The sequence below is a fragment of the Desulfotomaculum defluvii genome (assembly GCF_054657375.1).
The window spans coordinates 169,733-189,787 of sequence record NZ_BAAHYV010000001.1 but is presented as its reverse complement, the minus strand read 5'-3'; the positions used below and the strand labels follow the sequence as shown (position 1 = coordinate 189,787).

The following is a 20,055-nucleotide window of genomic DNA, read 5'->3' as shown; positions in this document are numbered from 1 at the left end:
TTTGAATATGAGAATGTCCGGTGCACAAATATTACTTGATAGTTTAAAAGAAGCAGGCGTGGATACCATTTTTGGTTATCCTGGAGGTCAAGCGTTACCTATTTACGATGCACTTTATGATTCAGATATTCGCCATATACTATGCCGTCATGAACAAGGGGCTGCCCATGCGGCCGATGGATATGCCAGGGCATCTGGTAAGGTCGGAGTTTGTTTGGCAACCTCGGGTCCTGGGGCCACAAACCTAGTAACAGGGATTGCCAACGCATACATGGATTCGATTCCCTTGGTGGCCATTACCGGTCAGGTACCTACCTCCATGCTGGGACGGGATTCTTTTCAGGAGGCAGATATCACTGGTATTACCCTCCCCATAACGAAGCATAACTACATTGTGAAAGATATTAATGAATTGGGAAAGGTAGTCAAAGAGGCCTTTCACATTGCTTCCACAGGTAGACCTGGACCAGTACTGATTGATATGCCCAAGGATGTTTCAGCTGGAGAAATGGATTATCATCGTAATGGTCCCGTGGAACTGGCTGGCTATAGACCTCCAGGCAAGGCCAGTGAGGAGGCTGTTAACAAGGCCTTTAAAGCCATTGCAGAAAGTGAGCGTCCGGTTATTTATGCCGGCGGGGGGATTATCAGCGCCGGTGCCCAGGAAGAACTGAAGAAGCTGTCTGAATCCTTGATGGCTCCCGTGGCAACCACCTTGATGGGGTTAGGTGGGTTCCCTGAAGATCATCCGTTGGCTTTGGGTATGCTGGGCATGCATGGCTCAAAATATGCCAATTTCGCTATCTGCGAATGTGATTTGTTAATTGCTGTAGGGGTACGTTTTGATGATCGAGTTACAGGTAAGGTAGAATCATTTGCACCCGACGCCAAGATTATACACATTGATATTGACCCGGCAGAGCTTGGTAAAAATGTACGAGTAGATGTTCCCATTGTGGGAAATGTAAAGCTAGTACTTAACCAACTGCTGGAACGGGTTCAAGCTAAAATAGCCGGAGCATGGCAGGAAAAAATTGATAAGTGGAAAAAGGAATACCCTCTAAAATTTGATGAAAGCGGTGAAAACCTGAAACCCCAACACGTGATCAGGGAAATCTATCGTCAAACCAAGGGGGACGCCATAATTGCCACCGAGGTGGGCCAGCATCAAATGTGGGCAGCCCATTACTACACCTACACCAAAGCACGTTCATTTATCTCCTCTGGGGGATTAGGTACGATGGGTTATGGCTTTCCCGCCGCCATCGGTGCTCAGGTGGCCTGTCCTGAGGAAACAGTATTTGATATTGCCGGCGATGGCAGCATCCAGATGAATATTCAAGAATTAGCCACCGCAGTGGATTATGATCTACCAGTAAACGTTGCAGTGATGAATAATGGCTACCTTGGTATGGTTCGTCAGTGGCAAGAGCTCCTTTATAATCGACGTTATTCCTACGTGGAAATGAAAAGTCCCAACTTTGTTAAATTGGCCGAAGCCTATGATGCAGAAGGATATCAAGTAACCCGTAAATCCGAAGTTGCTGAAGTACTCCAGGCAGCAATCCAATCCCGTAAACCTGTACTAATGGATTTTGTGATTGAACCTGAGGAAAACGTATTGCCCTTTGTCCCACCGGGCAATGCGCTAAATGAAATGTTAGATTAGAAAAGGGGTGGCTAAATGTATCATACACTGGCGGTATTAGTGGAAAATAGTCCTGGCGTATTGGCCAGGGTAGCGGGCCTATTTAGTCGACGTGGCTATAACATTGATAGTTTGGCAGTGGGCCGCACCGATGATCCAGCCATCTCCCGCATGACCATTGTGGTTGAGGGGGATGAACGGGTACTGGAGCAGGTAAATAAGCAACTACACAAGTTAGTGGATGTCATCAAGATAAACGATATTACTTCTAATCCTCATGTGGACCGGGAAATGGTTCTGATTAAGGTGAGTGCTGACAACGGTAATCGGAATGAAATTATGCAAATAGCCCAGATCTTCCGAGCCAATATCGTTGACTACGGCCACAAAAATCTTACTTTGGAATGTACTGGCAATCAAGAAAAAATCACTGCTTTTGAAGAGGCTCTACGCCCCTTCGGCATTAAAGAATTAGTACGTACCGGTAAAGTAGCTATGCTCCGGGGTGCTAAATATACTAACATCACAAGGACAAAAGAGGAGGACTAAAAATCATGGTTAAGGTTTACTACGATGGAGATGCAAACTTGGAGTTTTTAAAAGGTAAAAAGATTGCTGTTTTAGGTTACGGTAGCCAGGGTCATGCCCAGGCCCAGAGCCTTCAAGATAGTGGTTTAGATGTGGTGGTTGGTCTACGTAAAGACAGCGCTAGCTGGAATAAAGTGGAGGCTGATGGATTGCAAGTAGCCACAGTTCCCGATGCTTGCGCCCAAGCTGATGTCATTCAAGTTCTGCTGCCCGATGAAATTCAAGGTCGGGTTTATGAAGAGGAAATTGCACCCTACCTCAGTGAAGGTAAAGCATTAATGTTCTCACATGGTTTTAACATTCACTTTGGACAAATTGTACCACCTAAGAATGTAGACGTGTTCATGGTGGCCCCCAAAAGCCCTGGCCATATGGTAAGACGTATGTATCAAGAGGGCAATGGAGTTCCTGGGCTGGTTGCTGTGCATCAGGATTACACTGGTAAAGCTAAAGATATTGCTCTGGCCTATGCCAAGGGCATTGGCTGCACAAAAGCCGGTGTATTCGAAACTTCCTTTAAAGAAGAAACCGAAACTGACCTCTTTGGTGAACAGGCTGTACTCTGTGGAGGCGTTACCGAATTAATTAAAGCTGGCTTTGATACTCTGGTAGAAGCTGGTTATGCACCGGAAATGGCGTACTTTGAGTGCCTACATGAAATGAAACTAATCGTTGACTTAATCTACGAGGGTGGTCTCTCCAGAATGAGATATTCCATCAGTAATACCGCCGAATATGGGGATTACATGATTGGACCTCGTATCATCACAGAAGAAACCCGTGAAGAAATGAGACAGGTGCTGATGGAGATCCAGGATGGTACCTTTGCTCGCAACTGGATGTTAGAGAACCAAGTAAAAACACCACAGTTCCGTGCTATTCGTAAAATGGAACAGGAACATCAGATTGAAGAAGTTGGTGCAAGACTCCGTGGCATGATGTCTTGGCTGAAGAAGTAGTAGCTATTTAGATTTTCTTTAGGATCTAGCCATCAGCTATCAGCCATCAGCCCTCTGCTTAGGTTGGTAGTTGATGGTGGGACTGCCTAAGGGAATAAAATGTAATAGGATTTATAAAATAGAAAGTATATTAAAAAGCGTTAAGCTGACGGCTGATGGCTGATGGCTGACGACTAGAACGGGAGGGATTGCTTTGGAAATTACTTGTGCCGAAGCTTTGGTTCGCTGCCTGGAAATGGAGGGCGTAGAAATCGTTTTTGGTTATCCTGGTGGTGCCATCCTCCCTGTTTACGATGCCTTAATTAACAGCAAGATCAAGCATATATTAACCCGGCACGAACAGGGGGCGGCCCATGGGGCCAGTGGTTATGCCCGGACTACCGGTAAAGTGGGGGTATGTATGGCAACCTCAGGACCCGGTGCTACAAACCTTGTCACTGGATTAGCTAATGCTTATATGGATTCCATTCCCATGGTTGCTATTACGGGGCAGGTTCCCACCTTCCAGGTAGGAACAGATGCCTTCCAAGAAGTAGATATTACCGGGATTACCATTCCTGTTACTAAACACAATTACCTAGTCAAAGATCCCAAAATGTTGCCTAAGATTATGAAACAGGCCTTTCATATCGCTCGTACTGGCAGACCGGGACCAGTGTTGATTGACCTACCAAAGGATGTTGCTTCGGCTCTTATTAATTTTAACTATCCAGCAGATGTAGAACTGATGGGATATAAACCAACTGTTAAAGGGCATGTGGCCCAGATTAATCAAGCAGCTAAAATGATCATGCAAGCTGAGCGACCCGTCATTTACGCGGGTGGCGGTGTTGTTAATGCCAATGCTTCGGAAGAACTGTTGTGGTTAGCAGAAACCATTGATGCGCCGGTGGTTTCTACCCTCATGGCACTGGGGGCTTTTCCCGGTGATCATCGCTTGTTCTTAGGTATGCTGGGATTACATGGTATCAAAGCAGCCAACTTGGCAGTTACTGAATGCGATTTGCTAATTACCTTGGGAGCACGCTTTGATGACCGGGTTACTGGCAGAATTGGCGGCTTTGCTCCTAACGCAAAGGTTATCCATGTAGATGTTGACCCAGCGGAAATTAGCAAGAACGTCCTATCACACCTTCCCATTGTAGGGGATACTAAGAAGGTGCTGGAGGCTTTACTAGTTCGGATAGATAAAAAACAAAACGTTGCTTGGAATACACAAGTTGCTGCCTGGAAGGAAGAGTTTGGACCTAGATATATGGCTCAGGGCGATCATCTTAAGCCCCAACATATTATAGAAGAAATTCACCGGCATACCGCTGGTAAAGCCATTATCGCCACTGACGTGGGCCAGCACCAAATGTGGGTAGCCCAACACTATCCCTTTACTGGTCCCAGAGATTTAGTTACTTCTGGTGGGTTGGGCTGTATGGGCTTTGGTTTACCCAGTGCCATTGGGGCACAAATTGGCCGACCAGATGAAACAGTGGTTCTAGTAACTGGTGACGGCAGTTTCCAAATGACTTTAAATGAACTGAGCACAGCCGCAGAACAGGGCTTACCCCTTAAAATATTCGTTTTGAATAACCAGCGTCTGGGCATGGTTCGTCAATTACAGGAGTTTTATTGTAATAAGCGTTATACAGCAGTGGATTTCTCCTTTGTACCAGATTTTGCTTCACTGGCTAAAATTTATGGTTTTAAGGGATTAACCGTTCGAACAGAAGCAGAACTACAAAGTGCACTAACTGAAGCCTTTGGAGAAAAGGGGCCGGTTTTGGTGGACTGTTCCATTGACCCCGATGAAAATGTTCTGCCAATGGTAATGGCTGGCAAAGCTATATGTGATGCGGTAGATATAGAATAATAAAATATGGGAGGGAATGGTTTGAACAACCAGGTGTATATCTTTGATACGACCCTAAGAGACGGCGAGCAATCTCCGGGGGTCAGCTTAAACTTAAATGAGAAACTACAAATAGCCAGGCAGTTGGCACGGTTAGGCGTAGATATAATTGAAGCTGGTTTTCCCATTACCTCCCCTGGTGACTTTGCTGCTGTGCAGGCTGTGGCCAAGGAAGTAAGAGGAGTTACCGTAGCAGGCTTGGCCCGGGCAAATTTTAAAGATATTGATCGTGCTTGGGAAGCATTAAAAGACGCAGAACAAGCACGCATTCATACTTTTATTGCTACATCTGATATTCATCTGAAATATAAATTGCGGAAGGATCGGGAACAGGTTATTGAGGCTGCTGTGGCTGCTGTAAAACATGCCAAAAAGTACACCTCCGACGTAGAGTTTTCTGCGGAAGATGCCTCCCGTTCAGATCAGAATTACCTTTGTAGAATTTTTGGAGAAGTTATCAAGGCCGGTGCAACAGTAATTAATATACCGGATACCGTGGGTTATACCACACCTGAAGAATATGCCAAATTCATTAGATACATCATAGAAAATACCCCAGGTATGGATAAGATCACTGTCAGTGTTCATTGCCATGACGATTTGGGCTTGGCTGTGGCAAACTCGTTGGCTGCAGTGGGAGCCGGTGCCAGACAGGTGGAAGGTGCCATTAACGGCATTGGAGAAAGGGCTGGTAATGCTGCTCTGGAAGAAGTGATTATGGGGTTGCATACTAGGAAAGATCACTATGGTTTAATAACAGGCATAAACACACAGGAGATTTATCGGACCAGTCGGTTAGTAAGTTCCTTGACTGGTATGCCTGTGCAACCTAACAAATCTGTGGTGGGGAAGAATGCCTTTGCTCACGAATCCGGTATTCACCAGGATGGTGTACTAAAGGAAAGAACCACCTATGAGATAATGAATCCCGAACAGGTGGGGATTATAGCGAACAATCTGGTTTTGGGTAAACACTCTGGGCGACATGCCTTCAAAGATCGTTTGGCGGAACTGGGTTATAGTTTAAATGAAGAAGAATTAAATCTTGCCTTTAGTCGGTTTAAGGTTTTAGCTGACAAAAAGAAGGAAATTGCTGACCAAGATCTACAGGCCATAGTGGAAGACGAGATAAAGCATATTCCAGATACCTATGTGTTAGAATACCTGCATATTTCCACTGGTACTTCTGTTGTACCTACTGCTACCTTGGGACTTAGGTGCGGTGAGGAATTAAAAGAAGAGGCTGCCTGTGGAGATGGTCCTGTGGATGCTATTTATAAAACCGTGGACAAAATTACCGGACTTTCCTGTGTTTTAGTAAACTATGCCCTTAATGCCATTACAGGTGGTAAAGATGCATTGGGCGACGTGACAGTAAAGCTTCGGTGTGGCGAAAATGAAAAGATATATACCGGACGTGGTATCAGCACTGATATTCTAGAGGCCTCAGCTAAGGCCTATGTAAATGCAGTAAATAAATTAATCTACGACATGAAGTAGAGATCATCAACAAGAGGGGTGAAGTACCGTGCCAATGACCATAACAGAAAAAGTTTTAGCAGCAGCAGCAGGCAAAGAAGGGGTAAAACCCGGAGAACTAATTAATGCCAAGGTCGATCTAGTTTTAGCTAATGATATTACCGCACCAGTAGCCATCAAAGAATTCAATAAGATTGGCCTGGGAAAAGTTTGGGATAAAGAGAGGGTGGCTCTGGTACCTGACCACTTTACACCGAACAAAGATATTAAATCTGCCGAGCAGGCTAAGATGGTACGGGACTTTGCCCATGACCAGGAACTAACAAATTACTTTGAAGTTGGTCGGATGGGTATTGAACATTGCTTACTCCCGGAACAGGGTATAGTGGGACCTGGTGATGTCATTATCGGAGCTGATTCCCACACCTGCACCTATGGTGCTTTGGGAGCCTTTGCCACTGGGGTGGGTAGTACCGACTTGGCTGCTGCCATGGCCCTGGGTGAGACCTGGTTCAAAGTACCTGAATCCATGAAGTTTATTTTCAACGGTAAATTAAGCAAATATGTTGGTGGAAAGGATTTAATCCTTTATACCATTGGTAAAATCGGTGTGGATGGTGCCTTGTACAAAGCCATGGAATTCTGTGGGGAAGCCATTAGCCAGTTATCCATGGATGGTCGCCTAACCATGTGCAACATGGCCATAGAAGCTGGAGGTAAAAACGGTATTATCCAGCCGGATGAAATTACCCGGCAATATGTAGAAGGCCGCACCAAACGCCCCTATAGATTCTTCACCAGTGACCCCGATGCTCAGTACTCAGAAGTCTTTGAGTTCAATGTAGCAGATATTGAACCTCAGGTAGCTTTCCCCCATTTGCCAGAAAATGCACGACCTGTAAGTAAAGCTGGCCATGTGGATATTGATCAGTCAGTGATTGGGTCCTGCACCAACGGTCGGATGGAAGACCTGAGAATAGCAGCGGAAGTACTGAAGGGGAAAAAGGTTAATAAACGCGTAAGATTAATTATTATCCCGGGAACCCAAGAAATCTACCGTCAGGCTATGCGGGAAGGCCTCTTTGAAATCTTCTTGGATGCCGGTGCTGTGGTAAGCACACCCACCTGCGGACCTTGCCTGGGAGGGCATATGGGTATTCTGGCCAAGGGTGAACGTTGCATTTCAACCACCAACCGTAACTTTGTAGGTCGTATGGGTCATCCCGAAAGTGAAGTCTATTTGTCTAACCCAGCTGTGGCTGCAGCCAGTGCCGTGACTGGTCATATTTCTCATCCTGAGGAGGTGCTGTAAATGAATCTACAAGGTAAAGTATGGAAGTTTGGCAACGACGTAGACACCGATATAATTATTGCAGCACGCTATTTAAACAGCTCCGATCCGGTTGAGCTGGCTAAACACTGCATGGAAGATGGCGATCCTACCTTTGCCTCCAAAGTAGGTTCTGGCGATATTATGCTGGCTGGTAAAAACTTTGGTTGTGGTAGTTCCCGGGAACATGCTCCTATCGCCATTAAAGCCGCAGGAGTTTCCTGTGTGGTTGCAAAATCCTTCGCGCGGATATTTTATAGAAACTCCTTTAATATTGGATTACCCATCTTTGAATGTGCTGAGGCAATTGATGAAATAAATGAGGGAGATGTTATTACCGTAAATGTTGAAACCGGTGCCATTACTAACCAAACCACCGGTAAGACCTATCAAGCGGTACCTATTCCTGATTTTATGAGGAAAATCATCGATGCCGGTGGACTAATCAGCTATGTTAAAGGACGGGTGAATCAAGATGTATAAAATAGCTCTATTGCCCGGTGATGGTATCGGGCCGGAAATCGTTCCTCAAGCAGTACGAGTTTTACAGGTCATTGGGGAGAAGTATCAGCGGCAGTTTGAATTCCAAACAGCCCTCATAGGCGGAGCTGCCTATGATGCCACCGGGCACCCTCTACCGGAAGAAACCCTAGAAGTTTGCCGGAATAGCAATGCTATTTTACTTGGTGCAGTGGGAGGCCCCAAATGGGATAACCTGGAACCGGATTTAAGACCAGAAAGGGGTGCCTTATTACCCCTACGTAAAAAATTAGGTCTCTATGCCAATGTACGGCCTGCGGTGGTAAACCCGGCCTTAGCCGAGGCTTCACCATTAAAGGAAGAATTGGTTTCTGGCTTGGATGTCTTAATTATCCGGGAATTAACTGGTGGCCTTTATTTCGGAGAGAAACGCCGGGAAGAATTGCCCGATGGCGGACAAAAAGCAGTAGAAACTTTGGAATATACCACTGCGGAAGTTGAGCGGGTAGCCCGCTTGGGCTTTGAAATGGCCAGAAAGAGAAATAAAAAATTGATGTCTGTGGATAAAGCCAATGTTCTGGAGAGCTCCCGCCTATGGCGTGAAGTAGTTGAACGTTTGGCCACTGAGTATCCCGACGTTGAGCTGAGTCATATGTATGTTGATAACTGTGCCATGCAGTTGGTACGTAATCCTAAACAGTTTGACGTGATGGTCACCGAGAACATGTTTGGGGATATTCTCACAGACCTAGCTTCTCAGCTTACTGGTTCCATCGGCATGTTGCCCTCTGCCAGTCTGGGGGGGCAGGTGGCCCTATACGAGCCTATTCATGGTTCAGCCCCAGATATCGCCGGTAAAAATTTAGCCAACCCAATTGCCACTATTTTATCGGCTGCCATGATGCTGCGTATAACCTTTGGCTTAGACACAGAAGCAGCGGCCATTGAACAGGCTGTGGATCAGGTTTTGGCCCAGGGATACCGTACCGGTGATATCCTGCAACCAGGAAAAACGAAGTTAGGCACCGTTGAGATGACCGATGCCATAATAAAGGCTATAGGTTAAGAATATCGGGTCAAGCCATGCGCCTTGGGTCCATGGCCGACCCAAAGAATACAGTATAAGCTAATATGAGGTGGTTGAAATTGGGGATTTAAGGACAGTTAAAATATACGACACCACCCTGCGAGATGGTACTCAGGGTGAAGGGGTAAGCCTTTCGGCAGAGGATAAGGTTAAGATCGCCCTAAGGCTAGATGAACTGGGCTTCCATTATATAGAAGGGGGTTGGCCAGGGTCCAATCCCAAAGATATGGAATTCTTTCATCGGATTCGACACCATAGCTTAAAGAATGCTCAGGTTACAGCCTTTGGCAGCACTTGTAAACCCGGTGTGGAACCAAGCGAAGACGCCAATTTAAATGGATTACTGGAAGCTGGCGTAAAGGTAGCAACAATTTTCGGCAAAACCTGGGATTTCCACGTGACCAAGGCCCTAAATACTACCCTTGAAGAAAATCTGCGGATTGTCAGAGAATCTGTAGCATTCTTAAAGAGTAAAGGTATGACTGTTTTCTTTGATGGTGAGCACTTTTTTGATGGATACAAGGCCAATGAGGAATATGCTTTAGCAGTCTTGAAGGCGGCAGTCCAAGGGGGAGCAGAGGCGGTGATTCTCTGCGATACCAATGGCGGTAATCTGCCTCAGGAAATTTACAAGGCCGTAAGCCATGTGGCCCAAGAATTGCCTGGAGTGGAACTGGGTATACATGCCCATAATGATGGGGAAATGGCTGTGGCCAATAGCATCATGGCGGTGCAAGCAGGTGTTACACAGGTACAAGGAACCATCAATGGCTTAGGGGAGCGTTGTGGCAATGCCAATCTATGCTCCATCATCCCAAACCTTACCCTTAAAATGGGATACACTTCTATTCCAGCGGGTAACCTAGCCTACCTGACAGAACTCTCTAGGTATGTATATGAACTGGCCAACTTAAACCCAGTTGCTAATCAACCCTTTGTGGGTGAAAGCGCCTTTGCCCATAAGGGTGGTATCCATGTTAGTGCGTTAATGAAGGAACCCGGAACCTACGAACATATGCCACCTGAACTGGTGGGTAATGTGCGGCGTGTGCTGATGTCTGAGCTGGCAGGTATCTCCAACCTCCTCTACAAATATAAAGAACTCCATCTGGACAAAAGCAGCCCAGAAGGACGGCAAGTACTGGAACAGCTAAAGAACATGGAACACCGTGGTTACCAGTTTGAAGCTGCAGAAGGATCCTTGGAACTAATGCTCCGCAAGGCTATTAATGGCTATAAAGAACCCTTCAAAATGGAAAGCATGAGGCTTATTCTAGAGATGAGGGAACAGAACCCCATTTATTCAGAGGCAGTCATTAAGCTGAGGGTAGGCGAAGAAATAGTTCATACTGCAGCCGAGGGCAATGGCCCAGTAAATGCTCTGGATAACGCTTTAAGAAAGGCTTTGGAAACGATCTATCCAGAAGTGGCCGGCATGCGTCTTCTGGACTATAAAGTTCGTGTGCTGGAAGAAAAGGCCGGAACCGAAGCCCAGGTACGTGTTCTTATCGAGACCGGAAATGGCAAAAAGAACTGGGGTACCGTGGGGGTTTCTACCAATATTATAGAAGCAAGTTGGCAAGCTTTGGCTGATAGTATGGCCTATGGTTTACTGGAAAAAAGCAAAGTTAATAGCTAATGTTAGCCCTTGTTTTGCCTATTTGGCAAGAACAAGGGCCTTTTGATTTTTGGCGTTAGCTGTTTGCAAGTGTTGCATTATGAGAAGAATGCGTCGCATATAGCTATTCTTTTGTTTCGCTGACATCACTATCGGTAATTATGACTTATACTTTTTCAGCTCATTCAAAACCTTCTGCAATTGCTCCGCATACTCATCAGAATAGTAATATGCGTCAAATGAAAAGATGCACTCAGCCCCCTCCCAAGGAATAGGTCTATTTTCATACTCGGATGGATCACGTTTTTTCTCCTCTAATCCGTTATCATTCCAAGAATAATAGTTTTCACTAGAATGATGTAGTTCTTTTGTTATCCACTTGTTATTTACTATAGTACTGTAGGTATAATGGTTCTCCGCATGGTAACTGTCCCTATCCTGAAATCTGTCTTCATATACTTTATGGAACAAGTCATTCACAACATAGGAATTCTTAGCTTGTTTGTATACTTCAAGATGACACCACTCATCTCGCCCTCCACCATAAGCATTGACTTGTTCCTTTGCTATTAAATGCGCAGACCCGTTATAGCCCCAGACCTCATAGCTATAGGGGCTGCCGTTGGATTCTTTATTGTTATAGAAAATAAGTAGTTCTTCGGTACTATTTTCATCAAAATTTAATACAGTAGCAAAGGCAACACCGTTAATAGCAGCCAAGTTGACCCCAGCATCGTAAAGACCAGGCGGCAGTGTGCCGTATTCATCGATTCTCTTTTGTAGTATTTCATAATAGGCTGCATACATTTTTGGATCGCCCATTAGGGCTGCTGTGGGGGTTTTTCCCTCTTTTGCATTGGCCTGCGTACCCCTACTATCCGAATGGGCACTATTGGCAAGGGGATGAGTCCCACCGTTCTCCCGCCCTGCCACCTTCTCTCCAAAAAAGGCGATTTCATTAATGCAGGTATCAGTGTATTTTTCTCCGGGGTATACGCTTAAAATGGTACATTTTACTGAGGTTGTGGACACCTCCTGGGGAAGATTCACGAGAGTATATTCATACATGCTGTCTGGAAGTTTTACAACATGGCTTGTTCCATCGGAAAATTCCAGTTCCATCTCCTTTACACGGCTGTTTTTCAGGTAAGTCTCCTTGTTGCTGCAGTACCCATTGCTGATAACTATAGTCTTAATTGGCGCTTTTCCATCGCCTGAAAGCTGAAGCCATTGGTTTTCTCCATTTCCCTTAACTCCTTCCACCCAGGCAGTTAAGTCATTGCCGTCGGCAACATTTTGAGGCCCATAGGTATGCGATGCGGCAGGTGAAAGACTGGAAGATGCCGTAATTGATTGGAATTCAGTCCTTGTCAGGTTGGTGTACTGTTCAAGAAGTTTTTGCCCACCTTCATTCTTCTTTTCAACTGCTCCTACGATTAAAGTCCCCATGGGAGTATGCAGAGGAAAAGATTCTCCCCATCCGTGTCCTGGTTCACCTTGGACATAATAGAAGCTGTCAGACCCAAGATCCATTACAAGTTCATTTTTTTCATTGATAATTTTCCAGGTACCTCCCTGTGCAAACTCACCGACCGGTCCGCCCTCGTTGACTACAAAAAAGCCGCCGCCCATGCTGAAGGCCATGGTGTACTGAGGCCTTATAATTACATTACCTTCTTTATCGGCAATACCCCACTGATGTTCATCGCCTTTTTCCTCTTTTATAGTGATATATTGAAGTTCCGGGGCATATTCGGTTGTTACAGGAGGGATTTCATTGCCGCCATTGTCGTAATAAATAAGTCCTCTATCGTAAGTATAGATTGAAAAGGCATCATTTCCCAGGTATTTTGCATCGATTAAAAAGACCATGGCAGGCTCAACTATAGACTTTTGCATCGGAACAACCGTAGTGCCTTTTATATCGATAAATCCACATTCTATATATGTACCTTCGCCAGACTCGGTCTCTCCAAGGTAGTTTCCGACCATCAAGTAACCATCCTGGGAGCAAAGGCTCATGTAGTCCCATTGGGGTTCCATTATAAACTTGCCCACAGTGTCAATAACTCCCCACTTGCCGTGAACATTTACAGGACAAACACCATCCCTAAAATATCCCGCATTGTCATAAACTTTGTCTACCAGAACTCCAAGGGCAGGCTGATGCTCTTCGACCTTCGTCTCAACTGCCTGAACTGCTGTAAGGTTGGAAGCTTTTTCTCCCAAGGCCATGGCCACAGTGGCCACCATAATTCCAACAGATACTGCTCCTACTAAAACTATTTTGGCAGGTGCGCTCAGCTTGGCAAAACCTCCGGCTATCCGTGAAATAAGATTTCCTTTCATCCCAGAAATGGATTGTTGGGCTGAGGTGGTTGACTGAACGCCCGATTGTAAGGCAGCGGAGATACTGCTTTCATGGATTGAAGAGAGGATTTGTTGCCATACAGATGCACTGTCTTGAAGAGAAACCTGGGTTGCTTTTGCTTCTTCTGCAAATAGCCTTGCCAGGAAAGGTACTGGGGCTGCTGCATATAACTTATCTCCTCTTTTCTCCAGTGTTTCTACCTCGCTTTTTATATGCTTTTTTGCGTAGCTTATGCGGCTCGTCACAGTACTTTCACTGCATTCCGTTATTTGAGCGATTTCCTTAACGGATAGTTCGTCATAGTAAAAGAGTAGGACGGTAATTCTCTGTGCATCAGGCAGTCTATTAATTATTTCCATTATCTGCTGTCGCTTTGTTTGATTTACTATATAGTCCTCCGGAAGAAAGTCTTCGCGCTGCTCTTCCATGTTGTTTAAGGTCATCGCGTCATTTTCATTTGTCCATAATAAATTGGGCATTTTTTTCTTATATAAATTTTTGCAGTTATTTACCGTGATTCTTTTGAGCCACGCTTCAAAAGAAGCGGCCTCTTTAAGCTGCCCTATTTTGCTGAAGGCAGTTATGTAACTGCTTTGCATAACATCGAGGGCATCTTCCTTGTTTTTTAGTATGGAATATGAAGTAAAATAAATCATATTGGAGGTTCTGTTATAAATTTCACTCCAGGCATCCTGGTCTTTTTCAATGGCCCTTTTTACAAGTGTTAAATAATCCATCATGCTCCCATCTCCTTATAAAATGATGCTCTATAATACAGACAATCAATTAGTTTAATAAATCTTAAAATACTGATAAATTTTTTGCTTTTAAGATATCAGTAAAATGGGAAGCATGAGTTAGTTTATTTCAACATTAGGGATTACCGCTTTTATCTTACCCTCTATTTCACTCTCATTAGTACCGCCAATCATATCAATAGCCTTCAAATTGCCCAATGAACTCAATGGTGAAAAATCCGTAACCTGACTAAAATCTAAAGACAGATATTCAAGCTTAGTACATTCCTTGAGAGGCGATAAATCATTTGGAGCGTCAGTTAATTTTAAGTATTTTAAATTAGGCATATGGCTTACAAATTCTATATTTTTAGTAGGTATGAATGAAGCATTGAGTTTCTCCATGTTAGTAAAATATTTAAAGTCTTCTGAAGACTTCGGAAGTTCAATCTCATCAATCGGGCCAAGATCAATCTTATCGAAAGGTGCCTCAGCTTCAGAGTTGTATGGATGATATGATATACTTATATTCCCTATTCCAAATTCCACTTGCTTAATGCCTTCAAAGTCCTTTTTAGTAAGATCACCTGATAGTTTGCCAATTATTTGCCTTGCGTAACTTTCAAAAATTTTGTCTGCAAATACGATGCTGGTACTTTCATCCTGTTCCTTTTTTACTGTTTCCGTACTGCCGCAGCCAGTTAAAGTAATTAATATAAGAGCTACGAGTAATGCAAATATTTTATGTAATTTCATAGTACATTTTCTCCTTTTTATGTATTAATGATTAACCAATTCACTTAATAATGTGCTTAAAACAAACTTAATGAAACAAGCCCTATTTTTCGTCCTAACATTTGCAGTTGATATCAAAAGCTCTAGGATTATTTTGTCTTTTTCTATTGCTTTCTTCGCATATCCGGGTATTCTATCATATCGAAACTTCCTCATCAAACAGTTGTTCTATTTATAGACAATCTAACAATGCAAAAAATATAGGATGACATAAAGGGAAAAAGGGCTATTAACAAACCCCAAAAAATCAGGAATAGATGTCTCTTCGCATAAAGCACCTCCAAAGTTTATATTTAACTATTATTTAGACGAAAGACGGGAAAAACCTTTAGTAAAGGAATATTGATTCTAACAAATGGCCCTTTGAGTTACACGCTCCGAGATTTGCAATTGAACGATCATATCTGCCACTTTTATATATTAAGGTGCTATACTGGCCATTGGTCTGCTCCCTATGGCAGCGGCAAGTGCAAGCAGCCAAACTGTAGTGCCATAAAGAACCGTAAGCTTCGATTAATTAGTTAATGGAATACCCTTTTTGAATAGGAGTGCGGATTAGTTTTGGGATAAATTAAGAAGGGAGTGTCGCGAACTACTTTTAAGTAGCCAGCGACACTCCCTTTGTTTAAATGTATGTTAGGGATAGGTTTAATGATATAAGTACCTTTATTATAATTTTGTCTTCTAAGCGATAGCCAAGGATCTCAAGGTTTTAAGTTTCTATCTCAATCTTAATATTAAAGGCACGATGCCAGGGCAGAGAAGTTTCTTGTATCTTAACATTAAAATTATGGTTATCAGCAAAGGTCTGTAACCGCGTCTGTATTTCTTCCTTTACCTTAGCTTCCAGTGGGCCTAAATTATTTCGGTCATAGCCCAAGGGGAAAAGGATTTCTCTTTCAATGGCTTGACGAATATCTGCTTGATAAGCCCAGTCGTCCAAATATCTAATGAACAGTAGCCTTTGCTGCAGCTCAACATCCATATAATCAGCCAGCATACCTTGGCCCAGGGCATAGCCAACACTGTTACTACAGGTATTCCAGCCGGAATAGGCTTTTAGATTGGGCAGCATTTTTTCTTTTTCCAGCAGGTCCATGAGGGTATTATCAGCCCCATTGGAAAAGGCAATATCAGCAACGGCAACATTTTTATTCTGCTGCAGAAAATCTTGAAGAATTGCCACAAATTTGGCAGTACTGGTCCTGTTTTGAATAATATTGTGGGCAGCATCCGCCTCTCCAGTGACACCATTTTCCGGGCTATTAACTCCTAGGATAAGGTCTGCTTCGGAGGGATTTGCCACAGTAATGCCGCCGGCTGCAATAATGTGATCCAGAAGTGTGGCAGATAAAGGTTGGTCTTCATACCCAGGCAGAGTGTTGCCCCCAGCCCCCGGTGCATATTGAATATACACTTTTGGTGTGACCTTGGCCAATTCATTGGTAACCCGGGTCAACAATACCATACCCAGTTCATCGGCCCCAGGGAAAGTAACAAATTGGCTTTGGGGTAGTCCCCTAAATGCGTCCTGCAGCCTACGGAAGTCATGGTGACTGGCGCAATAAACCGCACAATCATCCCGAGTAAGGGCCATGTAGTCGACAATACCCTTTTTGTTAAGACCTATTAATTGATTGGTAACATTCAGGTTCCTAGCCCTGCGGTTAAACCAATCACTACGGATGGTTTGGGGGATGCTTGCTCGCAATTGAGCAAGTTTTTTCTCTTCATCCAGGGTTAAGGCTCCCATATCTGATCGGTCCAATAAGGCACTGTACTGAAATAGTTTGCTGCCATAAGTAAGGTAGTAATCAGGTTCTTCGGTGTTACCACCTTCCCTTGGAGATCGCATAATCGTAGTAAAAATATAAACCTTTGCTTTGGGATTGATTTTTTTGATCTTAGAGAAATTAGCGACCCGGTTGGTTAAGACCTGCATATCAAGGGAGTGTATACGGGAAGGAATAAGCCCCCCATAAAGCATGTTATCGCTGGACAACACCAGATAGTCTACTCGAGGACATTCTTCAAATACCCATTGCCAAAGCTTGTCGGTATCTGCTGCTATTTTTTTATTGGACAGTAATTCCCTAGGCGGTATAATTACCTCTATCCCTGCTCCACCAATGGTCTCAGTTACATAATCCAAACTGACTGGCCTTTCATCCAAAGGCACAAACAATACTTTGCCCGATAATTTTTCCTTAAGGGGTTCCTTTATATCGGAATTTCCGTTGGCCGTTGATTGTGGAAAAACCGTAAGAAGAAATAGAGACAAACAAAGGAAAAAGATACTTTTCATGGTTATTTTACCTCTAATAATAGAAATATTTAGCTAAAACAAGAACATCTTAAATATAAGGACGATAAATTGTCAAAAACGTTCCTGCTATATAAATTTTTTTGGTATTTTTTGGGCCGAATTGTCTGATAGTTTTCGTTTCTAAAATGACAAGGGACATCATATAATGAAAGGATGGTGATAAGAGAACGTAATGGCTTAAAAATTGGTGCCCTTTCCTTCAGCCGAGTAGTGCCCTACCCGGGGTGGGTGGCCGGACATAAGCACCAGTGGTTGGGATACTAAAGTGATGCTTGATACAATTAAACAGGTTCATAATAAGGTTGATATATTGGTTGTTTCAATTCACTGGGGTAAAGAATTAGGTGATTACCCTGGTCCAGATCAGACTACCTTGGCCAAATTAATGGTAGATAATGGTGCCGACATAATCCTGGGACACCATTCCCACTGCTTACAGGTAGTGGAGATTTATCAGAAGAAACCTATTATCTACAGTACTGGTAATTTTGTCTTCACTTCCAGCACCAACTCGTTTGGATCGAGGTCAACCCCGGATATTAGAGGGGGATGTGAAAACCACAGAAATAAACAGAATTGAGATACTTTCCAAGCCCTTTGGAGTAACCTTAAATGATAATGGAGAAATTGAATCTTGATTAAAACTTTGGCAGATTAAGAATCTGTCTTTTTTATTTTTAAAAATTAAACCTAATCTCTAGGTACCCGTGTATAATAAAAAACTAAGAAATGTTAGGTAGTGAAATAATTCATTATTTTTACCAGAAGGTTAATGCAAATTAATAGCGAAAAACTTCAAGTATAAATGTATATGGCGGATTAGCCCAGGAATTTTAGTTATACTAGAAAATATCAGATATAGGGGGAGTGCCAGTTGCTACCACAACTGAAGGCGCTAAACCTTGACATTATAAATTTAACTGGCATCTTGGACATTCTCCTTGTGACCTATGTAATTTACCGTTTTATGAGAATTATCCAAGGCACTCGGGCCGTCCAACTGATTAAGGGATTGGTGGTTCTGTTGGTGGGAACCACTGTCACCAGCTGGTTTCATTTATATACCCTGAACTGGTTGCTACAACAGGTAATGACAGGTCTGGTGGTGGCCTTGCCCATTGTTTTTCAACCAGAGCTTAGGCGTGCTCTGGAAAGTCTCGGGCGAGGCAAGTTTTTTGCCAGATCAATGAGTACTCTGAAGGAAGCAGATAGAAGCCGTATGATTAATGAAGTGGTAAGGGCCATTACTGTTTTGACCAAAAACAAAATGGGTGCCCTTATTATCATAGAAAGAGTTACGGGCTTGGAAGAGTATATTGATACAGGGGTCAAGGTAGATGGAATTGTGTCCGGTGAGTTTCTCGTCAATATCTTTATTCCTAATACACCCCTCCATGATGGGGCCGTTGTAATTCGGGGTGACCGTGTGGCAGCAGCAGCTTGTTTTCTGCCTCTTTCCGAGAATCCAGATATTAGCAAAGAATTGGGAACTCGCCATCGGGCGGGAATTGGGATTACGGAAGTATCTGATGCCCTGGCAGTCATAGTATCGGAGGAGACCGGAGCTATTTCCCTAGCTCTTGATGGTGTTTTAGATCGTATGTTGGATGAATCAACCCTCAAACAAAAATTATCCGAAGCCTTGGAACCCAAGACCAATAACTCACTGAGCGGGGTATTAAGGAGGAACGAGGAATGATTCGCCTGAGATTGAGCAACAAAACAATGTTGTTGCTATCTTTTTTACTGGCCATTATTCTCTGGTTATATGTAAATATCGTTCACAACCCCGGCAAGGAACAGGAATTTCGCGTAATGTTGGATACCCGGGGTACGATACCCCAAGGGCTAACGATCGGCGAACTACCTCAGAATGTTGTTGTCCGTGTCCAGGGTAAAAACATTATTCAGCTATCAGGTGTGAGGGCTCAAGATTTTCAAGCCACTGTGGATTTAAGTAATTTGCAGGAAGGAGTCAACAACCGCCCGGTGCAGGTAACAGCTCCCAGTGGATTACAGGTGGTTCAGGTAAAACCAGCTCGATTGGAAATTACGGCAGACCGAGTTATTCAAAAACAATTAACGGTTAATGCAGTAATCAAGGGGGAATCCAAGTACGGATATACTGTATTGGAACCTGTAATTGAACCGAGCACAGTATTAGTTCATGGTACAGCTCGTCTTCTTAAAAACGTAACAAGTATCAATATTAATGTAGATGTATCTGGCGCATCTCAAAATATAGAACAAGTACAGACAGTACCTCTGCCCACGGGACTATCAGCAACACCCGAGAGGGTTAAGATATTGGTACCTGTTACTCGTTCCTTACCTTATCGTGATTTACCCATATTGCCCAGTTATACTGGTAGCCCTGAGACCAATTTTCAGCTTGTACGAGTTATTGCCCAGCCAACCAATGTAAGGGTATATGCACCAGAGGAAATTCTAAATAATTTGGATAGTATTAGTACTCAAGTCATCAATATTGACGGTATTAGCAAAGATACTATCAGAGATGTACCTTTGCAGTTGCCCTCTGGAGTAGTAGACCTGATTCCAGGGAAGGTTGAGGTGGCCATTCAAGTAAAACCTAAACAGCCTGCGGCTGAGCCAGAACCACCTAAGGAGACACCGCCTCAGGGAAATACTGATGAAGGCGATGAAGCAAAGCAGCCAAGCCCGGGAGAGTAGTTTAAAGAGTTGTGAATTTTTCCAGGGCAAACAAAGGACC

The 20,055-nt window shown here is 43.8% G+C and carries 15 protein-coding genes; 12 read left to right on the top strand and 3 right to left on the bottom strand.

The window, feature by feature from the left end; genetic code table 11:
• Nucleotides 1-7: 7 nt before the first annotated feature.
• The 9 genes from ilvB (ACYQ03_RS00860) (at nt 8) to cimA (ending at nt 11,113) form a co-directional block, all read left to right on the top strand.
• Nucleotides 8-1,669 (top strand): biosynthetic-type acetolactate synthase large subunit, encoded by a 1,662-nt coding sequence (gene ilvB, locus ACYQ03_RS00860; RefSeq protein ID WP_459906952.1) that lies wholly within the window; start codon nt 8-10, stop codon nt 1,667-1,669.
• 15 nt (nt 1,670-1,684) lie between these two features.
• Complete coding sequence (ilvN, locus tag ACYQ03_RS00855; protein ID WP_459906950.1) at nt 1,685-2,197, top strand: acetolactate synthase small subunit; 513 nt, start codon at nt 1,685-1,687, stop codon at nt 2,195-2,197.
• Nucleotides 2,198-2,202: 5 nt separating this feature from the next.
• Nucleotides 2,203-3,195 (top strand): ketol-acid reductoisomerase, encoded by a 993-nt coding sequence (gene ilvC / locus ACYQ03_RS00850; RefSeq protein ID WP_459906948.1) that lies wholly within the window; start codon nt 2,203-2,205, stop codon nt 3,193-3,195.
• A 193-nt stretch (nt 3,196-3,388) separates the two neighbouring features.
• Nucleotides 3,389-5,059, top strand: coding sequence for a biosynthetic-type acetolactate synthase large subunit (ilvB, locus tag ACYQ03_RS00845; RefSeq protein WP_459906946.1), 1,671 nt, complete (start codon nt 3,389-3,391; stop codon nt 5,057-5,059).
• 21 nt (nt 5,060-5,080) lie between these two features.
• Nucleotides 5,081-6,598: a 2-isopropylmalate synthase gene (locus ACYQ03_RS00840; RefSeq protein ID WP_459906944.1), complete on the top strand. Its 1,518-nt coding sequence runs from the start codon at nt 5,081-5,083 to the stop codon at nt 6,596-6,598.
• 28 nt (nt 6,599-6,626) lie between these two features.
• Complete coding sequence (gene leuC / locus ACYQ03_RS00835) at nt 6,627-7,889, top strand: 3-isopropylmalate dehydratase large subunit (protein ID WP_459906942.1); 1,263 nt, start codon at nt 6,627-6,629, stop codon at nt 7,887-7,889.
• Nucleotides 7,890-8,390: a 3-isopropylmalate dehydratase small subunit gene (gene leuD, locus ACYQ03_RS00830; RefSeq protein ID WP_459906940.1), complete on the top strand. Its 501-nt coding sequence runs from the start codon at nt 7,890-7,892 to the stop codon at nt 8,388-8,390.
• Entirely contained in the window at nt 8,383-9,453 is a 1,071-nt protein-coding gene (gene leuB, locus ACYQ03_RS00825; protein ID WP_459906938.1) for a 3-isopropylmalate dehydrogenase, read from the top strand. Before leuD ends, leuB begins: the two co-directional genes overlap by 8 nt.
• A 70-nt stretch (nt 9,454-9,523) precedes the next feature.
• On the top strand, nt 9,524-11,113 hold the full coding sequence (gene cimA / locus ACYQ03_RS00820; protein ID WP_459906936.1) for a citramalate synthase: 1,590 nt from the start codon (nt 9,524-9,526) through the stop codon (nt 11,111-11,113).
• A 138-nt stretch (nt 11,114-11,251) separates the two neighbouring features.
• Here cimA and ACYQ03_RS00815 read toward each other — a convergent pair whose 3' ends face one another.
• The 3 genes from ACYQ03_RS00815 to ACYQ03_RS00805 all read right to left on the bottom strand — a co-directional run bounded on the left by ACYQ03_RS00815 (nt 11,252) and on the right by ACYQ03_RS00805 (nt 17,300).
• Entirely contained in the window at nt 11,252-14,203 is a 2,952-nt protein-coding gene (locus ACYQ03_RS00815; RefSeq protein ID WP_459906934.1) for a sigma-70 family RNA polymerase sigma factor, read from the bottom strand.
• A gap of 117 nt (nt 14,204-14,320) precedes the next feature.
• A complete protein-coding gene (locus ACYQ03_RS00810; protein ID WP_459906932.1) occupies nt 14,321-14,956 on the bottom strand; it encodes a hypothetical protein in 636 nt (211 codons plus the stop codon).
• 751 nt (nt 14,957-15,707) lie between these two features.
• Nucleotides 15,708-17,300 (bottom strand): DUF4127 family protein, encoded by a 1,593-nt coding sequence (locus tag ACYQ03_RS00805; protein ID WP_459906930.1) that lies wholly within the window; start codon nt 17,298-17,300, stop codon nt 15,708-15,710.
• Nucleotides 17,301-17,589: 289 nt separating this feature from the next.
• Between ACYQ03_RS00805 and ACYQ03_RS00800 the strand changes: the two genes are divergently transcribed.
• The 3 genes from ACYQ03_RS00800 (at nt 17,590) to ACYQ03_RS00790 (ending at nt 20,015) form a co-directional block, all read left to right on the top strand.
• Complete coding sequence (locus ACYQ03_RS00800) at nt 17,590-17,901, top strand: CapA family protein (RefSeq protein WP_459906928.1); 312 nt, start codon at nt 17,590-17,592, stop codon at nt 17,899-17,901.
• A gap of 294 nt (nt 17,902-18,195) precedes the next feature.
• Nucleotides 18,196-19,020, top strand: a complete 825-nt coding sequence (cdaA, locus tag ACYQ03_RS00795; protein WP_459906926.1) for a diadenylate cyclase CdaA — start codon at nt 18,196-18,198, stop codon at nt 19,018-19,020.
• On the top strand, nt 19,017-20,015 hold the full coding sequence (locus ACYQ03_RS00790; protein WP_459906924.1) for a CdaR family protein: 999 nt from the start codon (nt 19,017-19,019) through the stop codon (nt 20,013-20,015). Before cdaA ends, ACYQ03_RS00790 begins: the two co-directional genes overlap by 4 nt.
• Nucleotides 20,016-20,055 lie beyond the last annotated feature (40 nt).